Here is a 22,408-nt window from a genome sequence, read left to right as displayed (position 1 = left end):
TTTAGGAGGAAATTGTCATGATACAATGGTGGCAAATTTTACTACTTACTTTGTACTCAGCTTATCAAATCTGTGATGAGTTGACGATTGTTTCATCAGCAGGATCACCAGTCTTTGCTGGTTTCATTACAGGACTTGTCATGGGGGATTTAAAGACAGGTCTCTTTATCGGAGCTTCTCTTCAATTGACAGTGCTCGGTGTAGGTACTTTCGGTGGAGCTTCTCGTATTGACGCAACATCTGGTGCCGTTCTTGCGACTGCCTTCTCAGTAGCAAAAGGGATTGATCCAGAGATTGCTATTGCTACAATCGCTGTGCCGGTAGCAACTTTGTTGACCTACTTTGATATTCTTGGTCGTATGACTACAACTTACTTCGCTCACCGTGTAGATGCTGCAATCGACCGCTTTGACTACAAAGGTATCGAACGCAACTACCTTCTTGGAGCGATTCCTTGGGCTCTTTCTCGTGCCCTTCCGGTCTTCTTTGCTCTTGCTTTTGGTGGAGCTTTCGTAGAAACTGTTGTTACAGGTCTTGCTAATGTACAATGGTTGGCAAACGGTCTGAAACTTGCAGGTCAAATGCTTCCAGGTCTTGGATTTGCGATCTTGCTTCGTTACCTTCCTGTTCGTCGTAACCTTCACTACTTAGCACTTGGATTTGGCTTAACAGCAATGTTGACAGTGCTTTATAGCAATGTTCAAAGCCTTGGTGCTGCAGTGTCTAGCATTGTTGGTTCTGAAGTGTTCGCTAAACTTCCAAAAGAACAAGCTATTACTTTTGTTAACAACTTCAAGAGTGTATCTATGATTGGGGTTGCCATCATCGGTATCTTCCTTGCAGTACAACACTTCAAAAACAGTCAACGTACAGTCGTAGCTGCTCCAGTAACTGAATCAGAAAGCGGGGAAATTGAAGATGACGAATTCTAATTACAAACTAACAAAAGAAGATTTTAAACAAATCAACAAACGTAGCCTCTTCACCTTCCAATTGGGTTGGAACTACGAACGGATGCAGGCTTCTGGTTACCTTTATATGCTTTTACCTCAGTTGCGTAAAATGTACGGTGATGGCACTCCAGAATTGAAAGAAATGATGAAATTGCATACGCAATTCTTCAACACTTCACCATTCTTCCACACCATTATCACTGGTTTTGACCTTGCTTTGGAAGAAAAAGATGGTGTCAAATCAAAAGATGCAGTGAACGGGATCAAGACAGGTCTCATGGGACCATTCGCTCCTCTTGGAGACTCAATCTTTGGATCATTGGTACCAGCTATTATGGGTTCAATCGCAGCAACTTTGGCTGTTGCAGGAAACCCAGCCGGTATCTTCTTGTGGATCGCTGTGGCAGTTGCTTATGACATTTTCCGTTGGAAACAATTGGAATTTGCCTATAAAGAAGGGGTTAACCTCATCAACAACATGCAAAGTACCTTGACAGCTTTGATCGATGCAGCTGCCGTTCTGGGTATCTTCATGGTTGGTGCCTTGATTGCCAGCATGATTGGTGTTGAAGTTTCTTGGACTCCACACATTGGGGACAAAGCGATTGAAATTCAAGATATGCTCAACCTTATCTTCCCACGTTTGGTACCAGCTATCATCACAGGTGTAATCTACTGGTTGCTTGGACGTAAGGGTATGAACTCTACAAAAGCTATCTTGCTCATCATCCTTGCAGCAATCGCATTCTCAGCATTTGGCCACTTCTTCTTTGGAATGGCATAATGGAGTAAGGTATGGCAAAACAGTTAGTATTGGTCAGCCATGGTCACTTTTGTGAAGAGCTTAAAGCCAGCACAGAGATGATTATGGGACCACAAGAATCCATCCATACAGTTGCACTCTTACCAGAAGAAGGGCCAGAAGACTTTACTGCTAAATTTGAAGCAACAGTTCAAGGTCTAGAAGACTATATTGTATTTGCCGATCTCTTAGGAGGGACTCCTTGCAACACTGTGAGCCGCTTGATCCTTGAAGGACGTGCGATTGACTTATACGCAGGGATGAATCTTCCGATGGTTATCGAATTCATCAATAGCAGTCTGACTGGTAGCGAAGGGGACTACCCTGAACGTGCAAAAGAAAGTATTGTCAAGGTCAATGACCTCTTGTCAAACCTTGATGATGATGAAGATGAGTAGGTTGGTAGGGAGTCTGGGAGTATCATCTCAGGCTCCTTTCCCATTTATCAATGTTAGATTGTAGAAAGGAACAACAGTTTCTATGTTAGACTATACAAAAGAAGACTTGCAGGAGCTAGGAGCAGAGATCACAACACGTGAGATCTACCAACAACCAAGTGTTTGGAAAGAAACGGCTCGCTTGTACCAAGAAAGAAAAGCGGAAATAAAAGCTTTCTTAGAAAAAATTGGCCAAGAGCATGACTATATCAAGGTTATCTTGACAGGGGCTGGGACCTCTGCCTATGTGGGAGATACCTTGGTTCCTTACTTGCAGGAAGTGCACGATGAACGCCACTGGAATTTCCAATCCATTGCGACGACCGATATCGTGGCGCATCCACAAACCTATCTCAAAAAAGAAGTGCCGACGGTCTTAGTTTCCTTTGCACGAAGTGGCAACTCGCCTGAAAGTGTTGCGACAGTTGAGTTAGCTCAAGACTTAGTCGATGAACTCTATCAGATCACCATTACTTGTGCAGAAGAAGGGAAACTGGCCCAGCAGGCCCACGGAGATGAGCGCAACCTTTTGCTTCTCCAACCTAAAGAAACCAATGATGCTGGCTTTGCTATGACTTCGAGCTTTACCTCTATGCTCCTGACAGCTCTCTTGGTCTTTGATCCAAGTGAGGAAAAAACCAAAGAAAAACGGGTAGAAGAATTGATTCATCTGTCAGAGCAGATCTTGGAGAAAGATCATGAGGTCAAGGAAGTGGTCGATCTAGACTTCGAGCGCGTGATCTATCTAGGAGCGGGACCTTTCTTTGGGCTAGCCCATGAAGCCCAGCTCAAGATTTTGGAATTGACTGCAGGTAAAATCGCGACCATGTATGAGAGTCCTGTCGGCTTCCGTCATGGACCGAAATCCCTCATCAATGAGCAGACTCTGGTCTTGGTCTTTGGCTCCATTGATCCTTATACGCGCCAATACGATTTGGATTTGGTTGGAGAAGTGGCTGGGGATCAGATTGCCCGTCAGGTCGTTCTCTTGTCCGATCAAGCTGCAGGCATTGAGCATGTACGAGAAGTGTTGGTGGAAGCATCAGCAGACTCTCTAGATATCTACCGTGCCTTCCCATACATTATCTACGGTCAGTTGATTTCTCTCTTGACTTCGCTCAAGGTTCAAAATCGCCCAGACACACCTTCACCGACTGGTACCGTCAATCGGGTTGTACAAGGGGTGATCATTCATCCATTTGATAAAGAATAGCCACTAATTTTCTAAAAAAAGTGGAGTGTTTCTTCTTGTGAAACTGATACAATGGAGAAAAACAGTGAGAGGAGAAGATTTGTGAAACAGTATCAAGAAAGCGTGTTTGGGGAATGGCAGAATCAGGAAGTTCGGGCTTATCGCTTCGAAAATGACAAGGGCTACCAATTGTCTGTCATGACCTATGGTGCGACGATTTTAGAATATGTGACACCTGATAAAGAAGATCAGTTTGCTAATATTATCCTAGGATTTGATCGCTTTGAGGACTATGTGGGCAATAGCCCTAAATACGGTGCCAGTATTGGCCCAGTCGCTGGCCGGATTGCGGGGGCCAGTTTTGAACTCAATGGAGAGACCTATCACTTGGAAGTTAATAACGGTGCCAACTGCAACCACAGTGGGTCGACTGGTTGGGACAGCGCCTTGTTTAGCGTGGAGTCGGTAACGGACCAAGAAATCACTCTCTATACAGAACGGGCGGATGGGACCGGCGGTTTCCCTGGAAATCTCAAGATCTGGGTAACCTATGGTTTGACGGAAGATGGTGAACTCGAGATTGCTTATCGGGTAGAAACGGATCAAGATACCTTGGTCAACCCGACCAACCACAGCTATTTCAACCTATCTGGGAACTTCACCCAGCCGATCAATGACCATGTCTTTCAGATCAACCATCAAGGGCTTTACCCTATCCATCCAGACGGTGTTCCTCTTCAGACCGTGGATAGAGAAAGTCCGGTTGTCCAGCATCTCTACCAAGCTATGCTCTTGGAGGATCTTTTTAAGGACTCTGATCCGCAAATCCGTCTGGTAGAAGGATTAGACCATCCATTTGCTCTTCCAGAAGGGCATGAAAATGCCGGCTTTCTTTACCATCAGCCATCTGGACGTTTTTTGACCTTCAGGTCAGAAGCCCCAGCCTTGGTGGTATATTCAGCCAATTTCGTAGACGAAACTGTTCATCTGCAAGGCCAACCAATGGTTCAGCACAATGGCTTGGCTCTAGAATTCCAAACAGTGCCAGATGCCATTCACAGTGACCAGGCTGAAAAGGTCATCTTGAGAGCAGGTCAAGTCTTCACCAGCAAGACTAGCTACCATGCCATCGCTAAGAAATAAGGAGGAAAGGGGTGACCCAAACAAGGATGTGAAAATCTTGCTTGGGACATCCTCTTTTTCTAGAAAAAAATTTTTTAGAAAAACTATAAGGAAATTTTAAGCTTCCTATCGTATACTAATAGCATCATCAAAGACCTCCTAACTTTGAATGATAAAACTCCTAAAACTTTTTCATAATAATCTCCCTATAAGAGCCACCAAAACCGGTGGCTTTTTTCTGGGTGAGACAGAACAATTTTTTAAAATTGTTCGTTGTCTCACCCCCGCACAGTTGATTAGGTAATTTTTGGAGCTATAAGAGCGAACAAAGATACCAATCAACCACTGCGTTATGTAATTATTACTAAACCTATTTCATCTAACCAAGCCTGATAGGGACGTAGACGAGCTTAGGTACATTGATGCAGTTCGAACGCAAGTGAGAACTACGATCTTTAAAAAATTAATGAGGTGAACTCAGAGAGTTCAACCGAATTTAGAGATATTGATGCAGTTTGAGCGGAGCGAAAACTACGTTCCATAATAAAGATTAAGGTGGGGGACTATGTTTCTTCCTAACTGAACCAAAGGTACCGAAGTATTTTAATAGAGCGTAAGCTCTTTATTTTTTTGCACAGAAAAAAGCTCCTTGAGAAAATCTCAAGGAGCAGTGGAATGACTACTTGCCCGTTGCATCAGACACTTTTTTGAATTTTGCTGAAATAATCGTATTTAGATTATTCCGTCCATCGCGTTGCTCAATCGTCAACGTTAAAATATCTCCATCAATAGAGTATTTATACGTAGTTTCTTTAGCGACAGGTCCAATGGACATGGTTGCAAGTTGCACAATATTGATAGCTTCTGGGAAGATAATCGTTTGGTTTGCTGTATCTAATTTACCGTTCTTCAAGACAGAATGAATTTTAGCATTACCTTTATCAAATTCATAAGTTGTATTGGGCAAGTCCTTAGCGCCATCCTGTAGATTGACTGATAATTTGGTAAATTGATCTTTAATATATTCGTCTTTCGTTTGAGTCACTTTAGATGCATCTTTTTGTTTTAAGTAATCGTAGAACCTTCCAAAACCATCTGCTAGAGATACAGTATAGTCGAATTCAACAGATGTACCTGTAATGTTCAACGTTGGTTTTAAATCTTTCCATGCCTCAGGATAGATCAGCTTGATAGCCGAATCATCATTGTCAAAATCTTTAAAGGCTAAGCTACGTTCAAGAGCTGGTCGGAAGTCGATGGCTTGCCATTTTCCTTCAATTGGAACGGGGTCTTTTTGAGTAGTGCTTCCTTTACGTTTGAAGTGTAGTTCATAGTGAACTGGAAGATTATTTTTCTTCGCTTTTCCGTCAATCGTGACATAAAGCATGTCGTCTTTTAATTTGTAGTGATATGTGTTTGGCGAAACGCGATTTTCACCGAATGAGAAGAAGAATGAGTTTGCTACGGAAAGTCCTTCATCAAAGGTCATTGTTTTGGCACCTTGATCAATAGAACCCGTTGCTTCGTAGCTAAACACGCCAGTATCTTTATTCATGCTGACTTTGTATTTCTTAAAGTCGCTTGCAAATCCTTCATGAGAGTCATACATGATTTTTTTGAATTCTTCTTCAGTCTTGCCTCTAGCTTCTGTTGTGACAGTGGAGAAAGCTTTAATAAAGTTATCAATGTTATAGTCGTATTTAATGGTTGCCGTGTTGTTTTCAATCTTCATGTCCATTTTGAAGTCTTTAACAGATTCAAGCAAGTGTGCAAAGTGGATTCCATGGAGGGTATAGGCTCCGATGGATTCCGTTAAAGCATCGAGAGTATCGACTAATTCCCATTCGCCATCAATCGTTTCGATTTTTGGTGTTTCTGTTTTAGCGGCATTTTTAGAGCCGCTTTGTTCTTGAGAACAAGAAGCTAGTAGGAAGACTGAGAACAGAGCAACGAATGCTAAAAATAATTTTTTATAACGTCTAATCATCGCTAGACCTCCTTAAAATAGATGATTGTATTACGCTTATATTATACGTTCAACACAATTGTTTTGCAAGGGCTTTCAAACAAATCGCAATTTTGTTTTGTAACTTGACCGATTATTCAACATAAGAAACGGGAAAATTGTATGTAGCAGAGTACCCAATAGATGAGATTCTCAAGGCTTCCTAAATTATTTTTTTGCACAGAAAAGAGGCTGGGACAAAAGTCCTAGCCTCTCAATTATTTTTGGATTGTCGAGCAAGACGCAGTGGTTGAGTGGACTCTACTACGCTGATTTCATCAGCTTTTACAGCCCTACTCAACTGTGCGGAGGTGGGACGATGAAATCGAATTCTGACGAATTACCGATTTCTGTCCCACTCTCAGTGAGTTATTTAATTAGTTTTAGGATCTGAAACTTTCTTGAATTTCATCGGATAAACAAGATGTGCTCCTGTTTCATCGTACGTTTTCTCAGCATACATTGTAAGGATATCACCATTCAATTCGTAGTGATAAGTAATTGGTACGTCTGTAGAATTAATATAAAGAGGTAGAACTCCAAAGATGTTTGGAACTTCAGGGAATACGATCGTTTTTGCTTTCTCGTTTAAAACCCCATCATTTAACGTTGCAGTTAACACTTTTGTATTGTTATCAAACGTTCCAGTTTGATGTTTAAAACTTCCAAATTTCTTTTCTCTTACGCCTAGAAGGATGGCAGTAGCTTCTTCTTTTGTAGGATATTCATCTTTATTCTGTTCAGCATAAAAATCAATATACTTATTCATATCGGCACTATAAGAATAAGTTACATCTGTTCCTGTGATTTTTAGAGTCGGAACGATATCTTGGAAGGCTTCAGTAACCTTTAATCGACTATTAGCATCATCATAATAAATTAAGAAAGTACGTTCCACTGTATCTCTAAAATCTACAGCTTTCCAGTCTCCTTCGAGTGAGACTGGGGTAGGTACTACTGTGGTAGTTTCTGCAACTGTTGTAGTCTCAGCGGTTGTTTGTTGTTTCTGTTGCTGTTGTTTCTGTTGTTGCCCACATCCTGATACAAATAGAAGAGCAAGAAGGGAAAACATCCATAGGGAACTTTTTTTCATATTGTTCATGATTGATCACTCCTTCTAATGATTGTCTCCTACGTAATTGAAACGAAGACGTATTACTCTAAAATGACTTTGTTCATCTTGACCTTCAGCATAAAGTGTTAGTTGGTTACCTTCAACGGTGTAAGTATAAGTAATTGGTACAAGTGAGTTATACGTGGTTCCCATAACAATTCTACTTAAAAATGTAGGTGTTTCAGGGAACGTAATAGTATGTTTCTGCGTATCGATTTCTCCAGTTAGAGAATAATCATAGGCATCATTAGGTTCGTCAAGAGTAATCTTTGTATGTTTCAAATTTGGAATATAATTCTTAAATTCAGCAGTTTTATTTTTTAAATACGATTCATAATTCGCTTTGTTCTCTCCTGTTGCAAATGCTTGATCCTCATACAGTTCTCTGTAATCAAAATGGTACTTCAATTCAACGGTTTTATCTTTAATGGTCATCGTCATCTTAACCTTATCGAAGTCATCAAGCATTAGAACAGCGGCAAGTTTTTTGATATTAGAAGCTAGGAATACTTTTTGAATGGTCATTTGTTGGTCAGTCCATTTCCAAGTTCCTTGTTGATCCTTTGTAAGATCTTGTGGTGCTTTTATTGTTTGAGGAGATTTATTTGTTTGAGAAGACTTATTTGTTTTAGAAGACTGCGATGGAGAAGACTGACATCCCGCAATAAGGAGCACTGCAAAGAATGCTAAGAAACCGAAAAGGATCTTCTTTGTTTTAGTAAACATAAATTTACCTCCTAAACGTTGTTGCTTTAATTTTATCATTAAAGGAAATAATTATAAAGTGAAATGGTGAGCGATAGATGAAGAAGGGACCGTATAATAAAAAGAAAGGTTGACGATGAGGGCAACTGTTCAACTTTTTCTAACGAACGACGGCGAGAACCAGGATCTTTAAAAAACACATTCTATTTATGGTACCGAAGGTATCATTTTTTGCTATAATAGACTGTATGAGTAGAATTTTAGACAATGAAATCATGGGCGATGAAGAGGCCGTTGAACGGACGCTGCGCCCGCAATATTTACATGAATATATTGGTCAAGATAAGGTCAAGGACCAGCTGAAAATCTTTATTGAGGCGGCTAAGCTTCGGGATGAAGCGCTGGATCATGTCCTTCTTTTTGGCCCTCCGGGGCTTGGGAAAACCACCATGGCCTTTGTCATTGCCAATGAACTGGGCGTCAATCTCAAGCAGACTTCTGGTCCTGTCATTGAAAAGGCAGGTGACTTGGTAGCTATCCTCAATGATCTAGAGCCGGGGGATGTCCTCTTTATCGATGAGATCCACCGTCTGCCTATGTCAGTCGAAGAAGTGCTTTACAGCGCCATGGAAGATTTTTACATCGACATTATGATTGGCGCTGGGGAGAGCAGCCGGAGTGTCCATCTGGACCTTCCTCCTTTCACTTTGATTGGGGCGACGACTCGAGCTGGTATGCTGTCCAATCCCTTGCGCGCTCGCTTTGGGATTACCGGACACATGGAATACTATGAGCAAGATGATTTGACAGAGATTGTCGAGCGGACCGCCGAAATCTTTGAGATGGAGATTACCCACGAAGCTGCCGAAGAGCTTTCTCTTCGTAGTCGTGGGACTCCTCGGATTGCCAACCGCTTGCTCAAACGGGTGCGCGATTTTGCTCAGATAATGGGCGATGGCTTAATTGACGACACCATTACAGACAAGGCCCTCTCTATGCTGGATGTGGACCATGAAGGACTGGACTATGTCGATCAAAAGATCCTGCGCACCATGATTGAAATGTACGGTGGTGGCCCGGTCGGGCTTGGGACTCTATCGGTCAATATTGCCGAAGAGCGAGAGACCGTTGAGGACATGTATGAGCCTTACTTGATTCAAAAAGGCTTTATCATGCGGACCCGAACAGGGCGCGTGGCGACTCGCAAGGCTTATGAACACCTGGGTTATCCCTACAATGGAGACTAGAAGAAGATGCTGACGGAAGAAGCAATAGTGGAACAAATCCAAGCGGATCCGGAGATGATGACTGTTTTGGCTATCATTCGGGATCTCAACTTGGCAGATGCCTGGTTAGCAGCGGGAGCGGTGCGAAATTTCATCTGGAACCAGCTCTCTGGAAGACCAGGGTTTGATGCGACGACCGATATGGATCTAGTTTTTTATGACCCTACGATCAGTTATGAGGAGACTCTGCAGATCGAGCAAGAATTAAAGAAGACCTATCCCCAGTACGCTTGGGAAGTGAAAAATCAAGTCTATATGCACCAGCATAGTCCGGGGACGGCTCCTTATCTCAGTGCCTGTGATGCGATTTCTAAATACCCCGAGCAGTGTACGGCTCTTGCGGTTCGCTTAAGGAAAGATGGTCAGCTAGAGCTCTTTCTCCCTTATGGGACAAAGGATATCGAAGACTTCATCGTTCAGCCGACTCCGCATTTTTTAGCCAGCCCCGAGCGTTTAGCGGTTTATACAGAGCGGATGAAAAAGAAAAATTGGCAGAGTAAATGGCCTCCATTAGAGGTTCGTTTTCCAAAATAGAGAAACAGATCAGATTTGAAAAAGGAATCTGATTTTTCTTTAAAATGATGGAGTCCCTTTGTCATCTTTCTGTCACATTTTTGTTATAATAGTAATAGTATGCTGGTTTTCCATAGTGGAAAGCCAAGAGCTCAGCTAGGTTGGGCAGTCCGAACAAGGAGTTAGGTGGAATCATGAAAAAAATCGTCTTTGTCTGCTTAGGAAATATTTGTCGGAGCCCCATGGCGGAGTTTGTCATGAAGGACTTGACGGATCAGTATGAGATTGAAAGTCGGGCAACCTCTAGCTGGGAACATGGCAATCCCATCCATCGGGGAACCCAGAAAATCTTTCAACAACACCAGGTCCCGTATGATCCAGCTAAGACTTCCTTACAGATCAAGGAAGAGGATTTTTACAACTTTGATTTGATCCTAGGGATGGACGAAAACAATGTAGCAGATCTGAAGCGAATAGCTCCTGCAGGGACAGAGCACAAGATTCATCTTTTTGCTGCTGAAAGTGTGCCAGATCCGTGGTATACCGGTGATTTTGAGGAGACCTATTCCAGAGTCCTGAGCGGCTGTAAGGCTTGGTTAGGTCAGTTAGCAACTTCTTAAGAGTTTGATATGTGAGAGAATACAGAATATGAAAGAATTTTATGAGACTTATAAGGTCTATCTGACGCGAAAAAATTTAGAAATAGCAGCATTAGTCGTGATTATTCTATCTGCTTTGCTGGTTTTCCTTTCAGCCATTCCAGGTCAGGGTGTCTTGACCTTGGATAAGGGGGCGATCCGTTACGACGGAAGTTTGGTCCGTGGCAAGATGAATGGCAAAGGAACCGTCACCTTTAAAAATGGGGATACCTATACAGGTAACCTCGTCAACGGCTCTTTTAGTGGCTATGGAAAGTTTAAGTCCAAGGATGGTTGGACCTATGAAGGGCAGTTTGTTAACGGCCAGCCGGAGGGCAAAGGCACCTTAACCACAGAAGCCAACGTCGTATACAAAGGAACATTCAAGCAGGGGATTTATCAAAATGCGCATTAAATGGTTTTCACTAGTCCGTGTTACAGGACTCTTATTGGTATTGCTTTACCATTTCTTCCAAAAAGCCTTTCCTGGAGGCTTCATTGGGGTAGATATTTTCTTCACCTTCTCAGGATTTTTGATTACAGCGCTCTTGATCGATGAATTTGCGCGCAAGCAAGGAATCGACTACCTGGCATTCTTGAAACGGCGCTTTTACCGGATCGTACCACCCCTTGTCTTTATGGTCTTGGTCGTGATGCCCTTTACCTTTTTGGTCCAACGGGACTACGTGGCTGGTATTGGGACTCAGATTGCGGCGGTCTTCGGTTTTGTGACCAATTTCTTTGAGATGGCAACGGGTGGTAGTTACGAAAGTAACTTCATTCCCCATCTCTTCCTTCATACCTGGAGTTTGGCCCTAGAAGTGCATTACTATGTGCTCTGGGCACTTTTGGCATGGTTCTTGGCTAAGCGTGCTAAGACGGTTGGGAAATACCGAGGTATGCTCTTCCTGGCGTCCAGCGGACTCTTTCTCTTCACCTTCTTGTCCATGTTCATCCGCGCCTTTCTGACAGCTAATTTCTCCACCATCTATTTTTCTAGCTTCACTCACATCTTCCCCTTCTTTGCGGGATCATGCCTAGCAACGGTGACAGGGATTGCCAATGTCAGCCCGAACTTTACAAAGCTGGTGCAGTCTTGGAGCATGAAAAAGACCTTATCGGTCTTGGGTGGAAGCTTTGCCTTCTTGTTTGTGCTCAGTCTTTTCTTGCCATTTGATAGCTTGTGGACCTATCTATTTGGCTTTTTAGCAGCGACAATCGCAGCCTGTGCCATGATTCTGTCGGCCCGCATTTTCCATGAGAAGACGCCAAATAAAAAAGAGCCGGCAATCCTTAATTTTCTTGCGGATACCAGTTATGGCGTTTATCTTTTCCACTGGCCTTTCTTTATCATCTTCTCTCAACATTTGGGAAATATGATGGCAGCCCTTGTGACGACGATCGTTTCCTTGATTCTAACGGCTCTGTCCTTCTATATTTTGGAGCCAACCATTGCAGGCAAGGAGCCTCGTGTCTTTGGTATGAAGATGGATCTTAGCTTTTTGACCAAGCCGATCTTTTACCTCATGATTCCATTAGCTCTCTTGATGATCGGGATCTCTGCCTTTGCACCAACAGTCGGAGCTTTTGATGAGAGTTTGGTGGTGAGTGGTCTAAATCAAGCAGATAGCAAAATGCAGGTCACACGGACGCAGGTGGACAATGCGACGGCAACAGACTATAACGTCTCAAATGGTGTGACCATGATCGGTGATTCCGTTAACTTGCGAGCGCAGGACTACCTGACTAAAGCGATCCCGGGTATCCAGATCGATGCAGTGGTGAGCCGTCAGTTGGAAAATGGAATGAAGGTCTTTGAAACCGATATCTCCAACAAAGTTCTCCTAAAAAATGTGGTCATTGCCCTAGGAACCAATACGGTAAGCAACTACAAAGAATTGCTGGATCAGTATGTTGAGAAACTTCCAAAAGGCCGTCGCTTGATCCTTGTGACACCATATGATGGTCGCTATGCCAACGATCAGTCCAGTGAATCGGTTCAAACGCGTCTTTATGAGTTGGAACTAGCCAAGAAATACGACTTTATCACGATTGCGGACTGGTACCAAGTGGCAATTGAAAATCCAAACATTTGGGTGGGAACAGACTCTGTTCACTTCAATATGGAAACCAATGGTGGGGAACTCTATGCTCAAACAGTCAAAGAAGCCCTTGATAAGGCCGAAAAAGGTCCGGTCAAGAAGTAAAAATGCTTCTCTGAAACTGAAACAAAACAAATCCTAACAAAATAAAACAAAAAGCAACTTTTTACTTGTAAAAAGCTGCTTATTTTAGTAAGATTAAGAAAACGCTTACAAAAATCAATTGAAAACATCTCTTTGTGAAGAAAAAATTTTTTTAATTATTTTTTCACAATTTTGCTAGATAATTGCTTTCACAGCAATAAGATTGATAAAAATTTCACAAACTTCAAAAAAATCTTTGTGAAAGTTGCTTGGAAGTGTTTACAAAAATCTCAAAATAGAGTACAATTATATTGTGAAATAATTAACAAATCGAAATTTCTTACACTATTCTTGAAAATTTCCGAAAACATGAAAAAGTTCTAGAAAAGGATAAGGGTTTCAAACATTGGAGGAAAGCATCAAATGGCTGATAAAAAAACTCTCTCACCTGAAGAAAAGAAACTCGCTGCTGAAAAACACGTAGACGAGTTGGTGCAAAAAGCGCTAGTGGCGCTTGAAGAGATGCGCAAATTGAACCAGGAGCAAGTGGACTACATTGTGGCGAAAGCATCTGTAGCGGCTCTTGACGCTCACGGTGAGCTCGCTCTTCATGCTTATGAAGAAACTGGTCGTGGAGTCTTTGAAGACAAGGCGACGAAGAACTTGTTCGCTTGTGAACACGTAGTAAATAACATGCGTCACACCAAGACAGTTGGGGTCATTTCAGAAGATGACGTCACTGGTTTGACCCTTATTGCTGAGCCAGTCGGTGTTGTCTGCGGGATCACACCTACAACCAACCCTACTTCAACAGCAATCTTTAAAGCATTGATTTCCTTGAAGACACGAAACCCTATCGTATTTGCCTTCCACCCATCTGCTCAAGAATCATCTGCTCATGCGGCACAAATCGTCCGCGATGCAGCGATTAAAGCAGGAGCTCCTGAAAACTGTGTGCAATGGATCACGCAACCTTCTATGGAAGCAACCAGTGCCCTTATGAACCATGAAGGAGTTGCTACGATCCTTGCGACCGGTGGTAACGCCATGGTGAAAGCTGCTTATTCTTGTGGAAAACCAGCTCTTGGGGTTGGTGCCGGAAACGTGCCTGCTTACGTTGAAAAATCAGCCAACATCCGCCAAGCAGCACACGATATCGTCATGTCTAAATCATTTGACAACGGTATGGTCTGTGCGTCTGAACAAGCGGTCATCATCGATAAAGAAATCTACGATGAGTTTGTTGAAGAATTCAAATCTTACCACACTTACTTTGTTAACAAAAAAGAAAAAGCCCTTCTTGAAGAGTTCTGCTTCGGCGTAAAAGCCAACAGCAAGAACTGCGCGGGTGCGAAATTGAATGCGGACATCGTTGGGAAACCAGCAGCATGGATCGCTGAACAAGCTGGCTTCACTGTACCAGAAGGAACCAATATCCTTGCGGCAGAATGTAAAGAAGTTGGTGAAAAAGAACCGTTGACTCGTGAAAAATTGTCACCAGTCATCGCTGTTTTGAAATCTGAAAGCCGTGAAGACGGAATTAACAAAGCTCGCCAAATGGTTGAATTCAACGGTCTTGGTCACTCAGCAGCCATCCATACTGCTGATGAAGAATTGACCAAAGAATTTGGTAAAGCGGTCAAAGCTATTCGTGTGATCTGCAACTCTCCTTCGACTTTCGGTGGTATCGGGGATGTTTACAATGCCTTCTTGCCATCATTGACACTTGGATGTGGTTCTTACGGACGCAACTCTGTTGGGGACAACGTTAGTGCCATCAACCTCTTGAATATCAAAAAAGTCGGACGCCGGAGAAATAACATGCAATGGATGAAACTTCCTTCAAAAACATACTTTGAACGTGATTCAATTGAATACCTACAAAAATGTCGTGACGTTGAACGTGTCATGATCGTTACAGACCACGCTATGGTAGAGCTTGGTTTCCTTGATCGTATCATCGAACAGCTTGACCTTCGTCGCAATAAGGTAGTTTACCAAATCTTTGCAGACGTAGAACCAGATCCAGATATCACAACTGTTGAACGTGGTACAGAGATCATGCGTGCCTTCAAACCAGATACGATCATTGCTCTTGGTGGTGGATCACCAATGGATGCGGCCAAAGTTATGTGGCTCTTCTACGAACAACCAGAAGTGGACTTCCGTGACTTGGTTCAAAAATTCATGGATATCCGTAAACGTGCCTTCAAGTTCCCATTGCTTGGTAAGAAGACCAAATTTATTGCGATCCCAACAACATCTGGTACAGGATCTGAAGTAACTCCATTTGCCGTTATCTCTGATAAAGCCAACAACCGTAAATACCCAATCGCAGACTACTCATTGACTCCGACAGTTGCCATCGTAGACCCTGCCTTGGTATTGACAGTTCCTGGATCTGTTGCAGCAGACACTGGTATGGACGTCTTGACGCACGCGACAGAAGCATACGTATCACAAATGGCTAGCGACTTCACAGATGGTCTTGCTCTTCAAGCTATTAAACTTGTCTTTGAAAACTTGGAAAGCTCAGTCAAGAATGCGGACTTCCATTCACGCGAAAAGATGCACAATGCGTCAACCATCGCAGGTATGGCCTTCGCCAATGCCTTCCTCGGTATTTCTCACTCCATGGCCCACAAGATCGGTGCGCAATTCCACACCATCCACGGACGGACCAATGCCATCTTGCTTCCATACGTTATCCGCTACAACGGTACACGCCCTGCTAAGACAGCTACATGGCCTAAGTACAACTACTACCGTGCAGATGAAAAATACCAAGATATCGCTCGTATGCTAGGACTTCCATGCTCTACTCCAGAAGAAGCCGTTGAAGCTTACGCAAAAGCTGTATACGAACTCGGTGAACGCTGTGGTATCGAAATGAACTTCAAAGCACAAGGAATCGATGAAAAAGAATGGAAGAAACATTCTCGTGAATTGGCCTTCCTTGCATACGAAGATCAATGTTCACCAGCTAACCCACGTCTTCCAATGGTAGACCATATGCAAGAAATCATCGAAGATGCTTACTATGGTTACAAGGAACGTCCAGGACGTCGTAAATAAGACGCCAAAGAACAACTGATGTTTATCAGCTATCCCTCGCTCGTAAGAGTGGGGGATTTTTTGCTTTGAGTTAGCAATTCCCTTGATTTTATGATAGGGTATAAGAAAAGAACTAGAACAAAGAAGGTAAAGATGAGAAAAAAGATTATAGGAATCCTTTTAGTGGTCGTCGTCATTCTGGGTGTAGGAATGGTCTGGCTGAAGACACCCCATCGAACAGCCCAAGGCTTGACCCATGAAGAAGAGAGCATTTTTAAACATTCTTTCCATCTATTGGAAGAACAAACGGCATTGTACGTAAAGGAAAATTTCACAGGTATAAGTAAAATTGAATTTTCTCCGATTATCTTTGACGGAGGTTTGAAGTTTGGGGATCCTTTACAAGTGAATGTGGTTCCAGTTGTCTATGACCAGCATGGAAACAAAGCTTATCTAGGGCGGGATGTTGGGAAGAAGCCTTTTTTGAGCTATGGATTGCACAGCGGAGTTGAGTTCGACTTTGGTCCCAACAATCAAGAGATTATTTATTTGGAAAATTCCAAAGCAGGCGGACCGATTGATGTTTCTGGTAAGGCAACTCTACCGAAGGAGGCTAAGATTTCTAATGGAAATGATATAGATGATAATATACAGGCCTTGGTTGAAGACGGACAATTAAGAAATATAGAGAAAGGCAGGAAAGGCAGCCCAGAAGCAAAGGTTGTTTATAACTTAGAGATCCAAAAAGGGGATTATAGTAAATGGCGCTGAAAAGAAGCTGCGCATTCCCCTTTGTTAAGGTGTAGAGGACTCAAACTCGTTTTTTTCATAAAAAATTAGACTTTTTTTCAGAAATTGTGTTATTTTTATAGCATTCCGAGCTATTTTATGTTACCCTATAGTGTGTGAATCTGCCTGTAGCTGAAGGGTTATGATCCTTTTTCAGTTATAGGAAATGAAAAAACAAATCCAAGAAAGGAGGCCATCTCAAATGGAGTTAGAAGGTGACGTGCAAGGAAGACAAGATCAGGCACAGAAAATTATTGAAATGCCCCAACGAGATCGGGAAGCTTCCACTTCAGAAAATCAGCCATCATCTGCTTCGGTGGTCTCCATGTATGGGCAGGAAAGACCAAGCATTTCTAGCCTCCATCAGCAACTAGCGAGCGCGTCTGGGACCCAGACCATTCAATTGCGGGAGGAATTGGTGCTGGCGGTAGCACAGAATGCTTCAGCGCAGGCAACTACCTTTGAGGCAGAAGTCAAGGATAAGTTGGAAGAGGCTAAGGAGACGGTTTCCCATAAGGTCGCTGAGGTGTCACAAATGGCCCACAGCATGGCCCAATTTTTAACAGATGCAGAAGTGGAGCAACTATTAGGAGAGTTCTCCATGGATACTTGTTGGGACCAAACGGTAGAGGCGGAGAACCTCGCCCAAGCAAAGGCCTATTCCACTCGCTTGTCAGATTTGGCAGGTCAGCTGGAGGCTGCATCAGCTCAATTGGTGGACTTGGACAAGGGACAAGCGACGGCCTTTGATTTTTCATAAGTAGGAGAAAAAGATGTTAGAGATCCTGGGAGAGGACAGAGAACGAATTGAGGAGCTCCATCGAGAGATTAAAAAGGAGCAAGAGCGGATTGCGATCAGAAGTTTGATTGCAACGCAAAAAGCCTTGATGATGTTGGAAGGGATGAGTTTGCAGGTAACCTTGGGCGGCCAATCCGAAAAGATGCGCTCTTTTGCTACAACGACCCTAGTTAGTGATTTGAAAGACGGATTTACAGGAGGAGCAGCGGACGCGGTAGAAACAACACTGAAATCAGTGAAGAAGCCGATTTTATTGAGTCCGATTAAAGGAGGTATGTGATGTACCATTCAGGAAATAGTGAATTAGAACAACTAGAAGATCGACATTACCGCTTCAATCAAAAGCTTAGTGAGTTGGAGTGGGATTATGCGGATATGCGTATGGATGTCCGCCAACATACAGAAAATTTAGTGGACTGGTTGAGTGCCCTTCATTTTCAAGCGCCAAGTGCGGAGGCCCAAAGTGGCTTGGAGCGTTTATTTGCCTTGCAAGAAGAGTTTGAGGCAGAACTCAAGCGCTATGAAGAGCGTTTAGAAGAAGAACGTGAGCGCGAGCAGCAAGAGTACTATAAGCAGCGTCAACAATTAGAACAAGGTGATTGAAACATTCCTCTGGTAGAGATAAGGGGAATGTTTTTGTTTGCTCAAAAAACTTTTAAAAATGTGCTCATAAATTCTTGCAAGCGCTTACTTAGTATGTTATAATATTCACAAAGAAACGAAAATAAAATGGTTTTATCAAACCAACAAAGAAAAGGAGTCGCTTATGAAAGCTGCAACTTATGTATCTGCAGGCAATCTGCAACTGCTTGATCAACCAAAACCAGTGATCAAAAATCCAACGGATGCCATTGTGCGTGTCTTGAAGACAACCATCTGTGGGACAGACCTTCACATCCTAGGAGGAGATGTGCCAGCTTGTAAAGAAGGCACGATTTTAGGTCACGAAGGAATCGGGATCGTAGAAGAAGTCGGCGATGCGGTTACTAACTTCAAGGTGGGCGACAAGGTCATTATCTCTTGTGTCACAGCTTGTAATACCTGCTACTACTGTAAACGTAGTCTGCCTTCTCACTGTGAAGATGGTGGTTGGATTTTGGGTCACTTAATCAATGGGACCCAAGCAGAATATGTGCATATTCCACATGCGGATGGCAGTCTTTATCATGCGCCTGAAACTGTGGATGACGAAGCCTTGGTCATGCTCTCAGACATTCTCCCAACATCTTATGAAATCGGGGTGCTTCCATCTCATGTGAAACCAGGGGACAATGTCTGTATCGTTGGAGCTGGTCCGATTGGCCTTGCGGCTCTTTTGACCGTTCAATTCTTCTCACCAGCTACGATTATCATGGTGGACTTATCTGAATCTCGTCTTGAAGCAGCTAAGAAATTTGGGGCAACTCACACCATCTGCTCAAGTGATATCGCTGAAATTAAGGCCTTTATCAATGATGTGACGGATGGTCGTGGTGTCGATATTTCAATGGAATGTGTGGGTTATCCTGCTACCTTTGATGTCTGCCAAAACGTCATCTCTGTCGGCGGTCACATCGCCAATGTCGGTGTCCATGGAAAACCAGTTAGCTTCAATTTGGACGATTTGTGGATCAAGAACATTACCCTCAACACCGGTCTTGTCAATGCTAATACCACTGAAATGTTGCTGAATGTCTTAAAATCTGGCAAGATCGATGCAACTAAGCTCATTACCCACCACTTCAAACTTTCAGAAGTCGAAAAGGCCTATGATGTCTTTAAACATGCGGGTGAAAACCATGCACTCAAGGTCATTATCGAAAATGATATCAGTGAATGAAGTGGCAACTAATATTTGTTCATAGTTTTTTTAGATGGACCAGAGAAATTCTGGTCCTATTTTCAACCCCAAAAGCCAATGATTCCTTGCAAAATAAATTTGATGTCTTATAATATAAGTGCAGAAAATGATTACATAAAGAGAAAGGTGTGATCTTATGAAAGGCTTTCATTATCATCATGAATTCTGGATGGACTTCCATTTCTGGATCTTGGTCTTGCTTTTAGCAGCTGTAGCTTTGATGATGCGGGCTCCGCTTTCGGTAGTTAGCCTGGCTTATCTTGCTTTTGTTGGGATTTTGATTCTGTTGCAGGTCTTTCAACCGCCTGTATCGACACGGCAGTACCCAGAAGGTAGCTACCACTTCAATTGGACCTTCTATCGCGATACTAGACTGTATATCGATCTCTTTTTATTAGCAGGTCTCTTGGCAGGCCCGATTGCTTCATCGGATATGGTCTATTGGATCTTGCTTGGAGCCGTCGTCGGCTCTATTGGCTTTGTATTTGTCGTAAAGGAAAAAGCGACTCAAAAGATGGCTTAGGGAATCACCATGTCCTAGATCTCTGAAACTAGTTTCAGAGATCTTTTTATTTTCCCCTAAAATGTGAAACTATAATCCAATTGCACGATTAATATTGTAAGCGCTTTAAAAATAGATTATAATCAATTTACAAGTACTCGAGTTGCCTTATTATCAAAGGAGAAGGAGTTATGTCAAAGATTACAAAAGATGGACTGATTGAACAAATCAAAGACGGCATCATTGTTTCTTGTCAAGCTCTCCCTCATGAACCGCTCTATACAGAAGCAGGAGGAGTCATTCCTCTCTTGGTCAAAGCGGCTGAACAGGGTGGAGCTGTCGGAATCCGAGCCAATAGTGTCCGGGATATCAAGGAAATCAAGGAAGTGACCAAGTTACCAATTATTGGGATTATCAAACGTGATTACCCACCTGAAGAACCCTTTATCACGGCTACTATGAAAGAAGTCGATGAGCTGGCAGCTTTGGATATCGCAGTCATTGCTCTTGATTGTACCAAACGTCCCCGTCATGATGGTCTTTCGATTAGTGACTTTATCCATCAAGTCAAAGAGAAATATCCAGACCAACTCTTGATGGCTGATACCTCTACTCTGGAAGAAGGATTGACAGCTGTCGAAGCGGGAGTGGACTTTGTCGGAACGACCCTTTCGGGCTATACGGACTACAGCCCAAAGGTTGATGGCCCAGATTTTGAACTGATCCATAGTCTCTGCCAAGCAGGAGTAGATGTCATCGCAGAAGGCAAGATCCACTACCCTGATCAGGCCAAGAAAATCCATGATCTCGGTGTTCGTGGTATCGTCGTAGGTGGTGCCATTACCCGACCAAAAGAGATTACAGAGCGCTTCGTCGCAGCCTTAAAATGAGAAAACAAAACAGTAGATTGAAGGAGGAGGAGACCGAATAGAGAGTAGTCGAATCTGAAACATGAACAAGAATAGGCGTCCTCATTGAGGATAACCCCTTGTAAGAGTAATCTTACCGCAAATCGTGAGGAGAAATCACATGAAAATGAAAAAAGTATTGTGCTCGTTGGTAGCTGGTGCAGCTCTTCTAGCACTCGCAGCTTGTGGCTCTGGCGGAGGATCAAAATCAGAATCTTCTGGAGGAAATTCTGGTAAAACAGAAATTACCTGGTGGGCATTCCCAGTCTTTACTCAAGAAAAAGCAGATGATGGTGTCGGAACCTACGAAAAATCAATTATTGCAGCTTTTGAAAAAGCGAATCCAGATATCCACGTGAATTTGGAAACGATTGACTTCAAGTCAGGTCCTGAAAAGATCACAACGGCTATTGAAGCAGGAACTGCTCCGGATGTACTCTTTGATGCACCTGGACGGATCATTCAGTATGGTAAAAATGGAAAATTGGCTGATTTGAACGATCTCTTTACCGAAGATTTTGTCAAAGATGTCAATAATGAAAATATCATCCAAGCCAGCAAGGCAGGTGATACAGCTTACATGTATCCAATTAGTTCAGCACCATTCTACATGGCGATGAATAAGAAGATGCTCAAAGATGCAGGCGTGTTGGATCTTGTCAAAGAAGGCTGGACAACAGACGACTTTGAAAAAGTCTTGAAAGCCTTGAAAGACAAAGGTTATACACCAGGATCACTCTTCAGTAATGGTCAAGGTGGAGACCAAGGAACTCGTGCCTTCATTGCCAACCTTTATGGCGGTTCTGTTACTGATGAAAAAGTAACCAAGTATACAACAGATGATCCAAAATTTGTCAAAGGTTTGGAAAAAGCTTCTAAATGGATCGATGATGGCTTGATGATGAATGGTTCTCAATTCGATGGAGGAGCAGACATCCAAAACTTTGCGAATGGTCAAACTTCTTACACCATCTTGTGGGCGCCTTCACAAAACGGTATCCAAGCTAAATTGTTGGATGCAAGTAAGGTCGAAGTAGTAGAAGTGCCATTCCCATCTGACTCAGGCAAGCCAAAATTGGAATACCTTGTCAATGGATTTGCAGTCTTCAATAATAAAGATGAAAAGAAAATTGCTGCTGCTAAGAAATTTGTACAGTTCATCGCAGACGACAAAGAATGGGGTCCAAAAGATGTTGTGCGTACAGGAGCCTTCCCAGTTCGTAGTTCATTTGGTAAGTTGTACGATGACAAACGGATGGAAACCATCAGCACTTGGACAAAATACTACTCACCATACTACAACACAATCGACGGTTTTGCAGAAATGCGGACCCTATGGTTCCCAATGTTGCAATCTGTTTCAAACGGGGATGAAAAAGCAGAACCAGCTTTGAAGACCTTTACTGAAAAAGCAAACGAAACCATTACGAAAAAATAATCAGTCTATGAAGCAAATCTAAGTCTTTCATAGAAATGAGAATATGCAGGCCCTTTCGAATCCGTAGCTCTCTATTTGGAATGGAACGAAGGGGTCTTCATTCTTTCTGAATCTTCTTTTCTTAA

Annotated in this window: 22 protein-coding genes; 19 read left to right on the top strand and 3 right to left on the bottom strand. The window is 42.8% G+C overall.

Annotation, left to right across the window (positions count from 1 at the left end):
• Nucleotides 1–17 precede the first annotated feature (17 nt).
• The 5 genes from GMC92_RS06555 (at nucleotide 18) to GMC92_RS06535 (ending at nucleotide 4,527) form a co-directional block, all read left to right on the top strand.
• Nucleotides 18–932 carry a PTS mannose/fructose/sorbose/N-acetylgalactosamine transporter subunit IIC gene (locus tag GMC92_RS06555; RefSeq protein WP_155200032.1) on the top strand — a complete coding sequence of 305 codons (915 nt, stop codon included), beginning with the start codon at nucleotides 18–20 and terminating at the stop codon, nucleotides 930–932.
• The gene (locus GMC92_RS06550) at nucleotides 919–1,737 is read left to right on the top strand and encodes a PTS system mannose/fructose/sorbose family transporter subunit IID (protein WP_045760097.1); all 819 of its coding nucleotides are present in this window, start codon (nucleotides 919–921) and stop codon (nucleotides 1,735–1,737) included. Before GMC92_RS06555 ends, GMC92_RS06550 begins: the two co-directional genes overlap by 14 nt.
• An 11-nt stretch (nucleotides 1,738–1,748) precedes the next feature.
• On the top strand, nucleotides 1,749–2,153 hold the full coding sequence (locus GMC92_RS06545) for a PTS sugar transporter subunit IIA (protein WP_049515293.1): 405 nt from the start codon (nucleotides 1,749–1,751) through the stop codon (nucleotides 2,151–2,153).
• An 82-nt stretch (nucleotides 2,154–2,235) separates the two neighbouring features.
• The gene (locus GMC92_RS06540; protein WP_155200031.1) at nucleotides 2,236–3,405 is read left to right on the top strand and encodes an SIS domain-containing protein; all 1,170 of its coding nucleotides are present in this window, start codon (nucleotides 2,236–2,238) and stop codon (nucleotides 3,403–3,405) included.
• A gap of 81 nt (nucleotides 3,406–3,486) precedes the next feature.
• A complete protein-coding gene (locus GMC92_RS06535) occupies nucleotides 3,487–4,527 on the top strand; it encodes an aldose epimerase family protein (protein WP_338324044.1) in 1,041 nt (346 codons plus the stop codon).
• Between the two features lie 658 nt (nucleotides 4,528–5,185).
• On the opposite strand, the gene GMC92_RS06525 is transcribed toward GMC92_RS06535, so the two are convergent.
• The 3 genes from GMC92_RS06525 to GMC92_RS06515 form a co-directional block, all read right to left on the bottom strand.
• Nucleotides 5,186–6,493, bottom strand: a complete 1,308-nt coding sequence (locus GMC92_RS06525; protein WP_155200029.1) for a hypothetical protein — start codon at nucleotides 6,491–6,493, stop codon at nucleotides 5,186–5,188.
• Nucleotides 6,494–6,884: 391 nt separating this feature from the next.
• Nucleotides 6,885–7,613: a hypothetical protein gene (locus GMC92_RS06520; protein ID WP_155200028.1), complete on the bottom strand. Its 729-nt coding sequence runs from the start codon at nucleotides 7,611–7,613 to the stop codon at nucleotides 6,885–6,887.
• A 15-nt stretch (nucleotides 7,614–7,628) separates the two neighbouring features.
• Nucleotides 7,629–8,351 carry a hypothetical protein gene (locus GMC92_RS06515; protein WP_241672892.1) on the bottom strand — a complete coding sequence of 241 codons (723 nt, stop codon included), beginning with the start codon at nucleotides 8,349–8,351 and terminating at the stop codon, nucleotides 7,629–7,631.
• 227 nt (nucleotides 8,352–8,578) lie between these two features.
• Here GMC92_RS06515 and ruvB point away from each other — a divergent pair, with 227 nt between their 5' ends.
• The 14 genes from ruvB to GMC92_RS06445 all read left to right on the top strand — a co-directional run bounded on the left by ruvB (nucleotide 8,579) and on the right by GMC92_RS06445 (nucleotide 22,283).
• Nucleotides 8,579–9,577, top strand: a complete 999-nt coding sequence (ruvB, locus tag GMC92_RS06510) for a Holliday junction branch migration DNA helicase RuvB (RefSeq protein WP_021154208.1) — start codon at nucleotides 8,579–8,581, stop codon at nucleotides 9,575–9,577.
• A gap of 6 nt (nucleotides 9,578–9,583) precedes the next feature.
• The gene (locus GMC92_RS06505) at nucleotides 9,584–10,150 is read left to right on the top strand and encodes a nucleotidyltransferase family protein (protein WP_155200026.1); all 567 of its coding nucleotides are present in this window, start codon (nucleotides 9,584–9,586) and stop codon (nucleotides 10,148–10,150) included.
• Between the two features lie 173 nt (nucleotides 10,151–10,323).
• Nucleotides 10,324–10,749 carry a low molecular weight protein-tyrosine-phosphatase gene (locus GMC92_RS06500; protein ID WP_155200025.1) on the top strand — a complete coding sequence of 142 codons (426 nt, stop codon included), beginning with the start codon at nucleotides 10,324–10,326 and terminating at the stop codon, nucleotides 10,747–10,749.
• 28 nt (nucleotides 10,750–10,777) lie between these two features.
• Nucleotides 10,778–11,182, top strand: a complete 405-nt coding sequence (locus GMC92_RS06495; RefSeq protein WP_070586627.1) for an MORN repeat-containing protein — start codon at nucleotides 10,778–10,780, stop codon at nucleotides 11,180–11,182.
• Nucleotides 11,172–12,974: an acyltransferase family protein gene (locus GMC92_RS06490; protein ID WP_155200024.1), complete on the top strand. Its 1,803-nt coding sequence runs from the start codon at nucleotides 11,172–11,174 to the stop codon at nucleotides 12,972–12,974. Before GMC92_RS06495 ends, GMC92_RS06490 begins: the two co-directional genes overlap by 11 nt.
• Before the next feature lie 402 nt (nucleotides 12,975–13,376).
• Complete coding sequence (gene adhE / locus GMC92_RS06485; RefSeq protein ID WP_070666661.1) at nucleotides 13,377–16,028, top strand: bifunctional acetaldehyde-CoA/alcohol dehydrogenase; 2,652 nt, start codon at nucleotides 13,377–13,379, stop codon at nucleotides 16,026–16,028.
• Nucleotides 16,029–16,160: 132 nt separating this feature from the next.
• Nucleotides 16,161–16,778, top strand: a complete 618-nt coding sequence (locus GMC92_RS06480; protein ID WP_155200023.1) for a hypothetical protein — start codon at nucleotides 16,161–16,163, stop codon at nucleotides 16,776–16,778.
• A 220-nt stretch (nucleotides 16,779–16,998) separates the two neighbouring features.
• Complete coding sequence (locus GMC92_RS06475; protein ID WP_155173128.1) at nucleotides 16,999–17,556, top strand: hypothetical protein; 558 nt, start codon at nucleotides 16,999–17,001, stop codon at nucleotides 17,554–17,556.
• A gap of 13 nt (nucleotides 17,557–17,569) precedes the next feature.
• Nucleotides 17,570–17,875: a hypothetical protein gene (locus tag GMC92_RS06470; protein WP_155200022.1), complete on the top strand. Its 306-nt coding sequence runs from the start codon at nucleotides 17,570–17,572 to the stop codon at nucleotides 17,873–17,875.
• The gene (locus GMC92_RS06465; protein ID WP_003009394.1) at nucleotides 17,875–18,198 is read left to right on the top strand and encodes a hypothetical protein; all 324 of its coding nucleotides are present in this window, start codon (nucleotides 17,875–17,877) and stop codon (nucleotides 18,196–18,198) included. The genes GMC92_RS06470 and GMC92_RS06465 overlap by 1 nt, the downstream gene beginning before the upstream one ends.
• Before the next feature lie 163 nt (nucleotides 18,199–18,361).
• Complete coding sequence (locus GMC92_RS06460) at nucleotides 18,362–19,414, top strand: zinc-dependent alcohol dehydrogenase family protein (RefSeq protein ID WP_155200021.1); 1,053 nt, start codon at nucleotides 18,362–18,364, stop codon at nucleotides 19,412–19,414.
• 157 nt (nucleotides 19,415–19,571) lie between these two features.
• A complete protein-coding gene (locus GMC92_RS06455; RefSeq protein ID WP_155200020.1) occupies nucleotides 19,572–19,958 on the top strand; it encodes an ABC transporter permease in 387 nt (128 codons plus the stop codon).
• Nucleotides 19,959–20,128: 170 nt separating this feature from the next.
• On the top strand, nucleotides 20,129–20,827 hold the full coding sequence (locus GMC92_RS06450) for an N-acetylmannosamine-6-phosphate 2-epimerase (RefSeq protein WP_155200019.1): 699 nt from the start codon (nucleotides 20,129–20,131) through the stop codon (nucleotides 20,825–20,827).
• Between the two features lie 139 nt (nucleotides 20,828–20,966).
• The gene (locus GMC92_RS06445) at nucleotides 20,967–22,283 is read left to right on the top strand and encodes an extracellular solute-binding protein (RefSeq protein ID WP_003015411.1); all 1,317 of its coding nucleotides are present in this window, start codon (nucleotides 20,967–20,969) and stop codon (nucleotides 22,281–22,283) included.
• Nucleotides 22,284–22,408: the final 125 nt, after the last annotated feature.

The organism is Streptococcus parasanguinis, from assembly GCF_009717775.1.
Classification (GTDB): domain Bacteria; phylum Bacillota; class Bacilli; order Lactobacillales; family Streptococcaceae; genus Streptococcus; species Streptococcus parasanguinis_AG.
Note: the sequence above shows the minus strand (reverse complement) of the source record. Positions and strands in the feature narration are given on the sequence as shown.

What these genes read in the sequence shown, in the direction of transcription:
- GMC92_RS06545 (WP_049515293.1), top strand. Translation starts at nt 1,749, where the DNA reads ATGGCAAAACAGTTAGTATTGGTCAGCCATGGTCACTTTTGTGAAGAG.
- GMC92_RS06460 (WP_155200021.1), top strand. Translation starts at nt 18,362, where the DNA reads ATGAAAGCTGCAACTTATGTATCTGCAGGCAATCTGCAACTGCTTGAT.
- GMC92_RS06515 (WP_241672892.1), bottom strand. Translation starts at nt 8,351, where the DNA reads ATGTTTACTAAAACAAAGAAGATCCTTTTCGGTTTCTTAGCATTCTTT.
- GMC92_RS06450 (WP_155200019.1), top strand. Translation starts at nt 20,129, where the DNA reads ATGTCAAAGATTACAAAAGATGGACTGATTGAACAAATCAAAGACGGC.
- GMC92_RS06480 (WP_155200023.1), top strand. Translation starts at nt 16,161, where the DNA reads ATGAGAAAAAAGATTATAGGAATCCTTTTAGTGGTCGTCGTCATTCTG.
- GMC92_RS06550 (WP_045760097.1), top strand. Translation starts at nt 919, where the DNA reads ATGACGAATTCTAATTACAAACTAACAAAAGAAGATTTTAAACAAATC.
- GMC92_RS06490 (WP_155200024.1), top strand. Translation starts at nt 11,172, where the DNA reads ATGCGCATTAAATGGTTTTCACTAGTCCGTGTTACAGGACTCTTATTG.
- GMC92_RS06555 (WP_155200032.1), top strand. Translation starts at nt 18, where the DNA reads ATGATACAATGGTGGCAAATTTTACTACTTACTTTGTACTCAGCTTAT.
- GMC92_RS06525 (WP_155200029.1), bottom strand. Translation starts at nt 6,493, where the DNA reads ATGATTAGACGTTATAAAAAATTATTTTTAGCATTCGTTGCTCTGTTC.
- GMC92_RS06465 (WP_003009394.1), top strand. Translation starts at nt 17,875, where the DNA reads ATGTACCATTCAGGAAATAGTGAATTAGAACAACTAGAAGATCGACAT.
- GMC92_RS06505 (WP_155200026.1), top strand. Translation starts at nt 9,584, where the DNA reads ATGCTGACGGAAGAAGCAATAGTGGAACAAATCCAAGCGGATCCGGAG.
- ruvB (WP_021154208.1), top strand. Translation starts at nt 8,579, where the DNA reads ATGAGTAGAATTTTAGACAATGAAATCATGGGCGATGAAGAGGCCGTT.
- GMC92_RS06445 (WP_003015411.1), top strand. Translation starts at nt 20,967, where the DNA reads ATGAAAATGAAAAAAGTATTGTGCTCGTTGGTAGCTGGTGCAGCTCTT.
- GMC92_RS06520 (WP_155200028.1), bottom strand. Translation starts at nt 7,613, where the DNA reads ATGAACAATATGAAAAAAAGTTCCCTATGGATGTTTTCCCTTCTTGCT.
- GMC92_RS06500 (WP_155200025.1), top strand. Translation starts at nt 10,324, where the DNA reads ATGAAAAAAATCGTCTTTGTCTGCTTAGGAAATATTTGTCGGAGCCCC.
- GMC92_RS06455 (WP_155200020.1), top strand. Translation starts at nt 19,572, where the DNA reads ATGAAAGGCTTTCATTATCATCATGAATTCTGGATGGACTTCCATTTC.
- GMC92_RS06475 (WP_155173128.1), top strand. Translation starts at nt 16,999, where the DNA reads ATGGAGTTAGAAGGTGACGTGCAAGGAAGACAAGATCAGGCACAGAAA.
- GMC92_RS06495 (WP_070586627.1), top strand. Translation starts at nt 10,778, where the DNA reads ATGAAAGAATTTTATGAGACTTATAAGGTCTATCTGACGCGAAAAAAT.
- GMC92_RS06470 (WP_155200022.1), top strand. Translation starts at nt 17,570, where the DNA reads ATGTTAGAGATCCTGGGAGAGGACAGAGAACGAATTGAGGAGCTCCAT.
- adhE (WP_070666661.1), top strand. Translation starts at nt 13,377, where the DNA reads ATGGCTGATAAAAAAACTCTCTCACCTGAAGAAAAGAAACTCGCTGCT.
- GMC92_RS06540 (WP_155200031.1), top strand. Translation starts at nt 2,236, where the DNA reads ATGTTAGACTATACAAAAGAAGACTTGCAGGAGCTAGGAGCAGAGATC.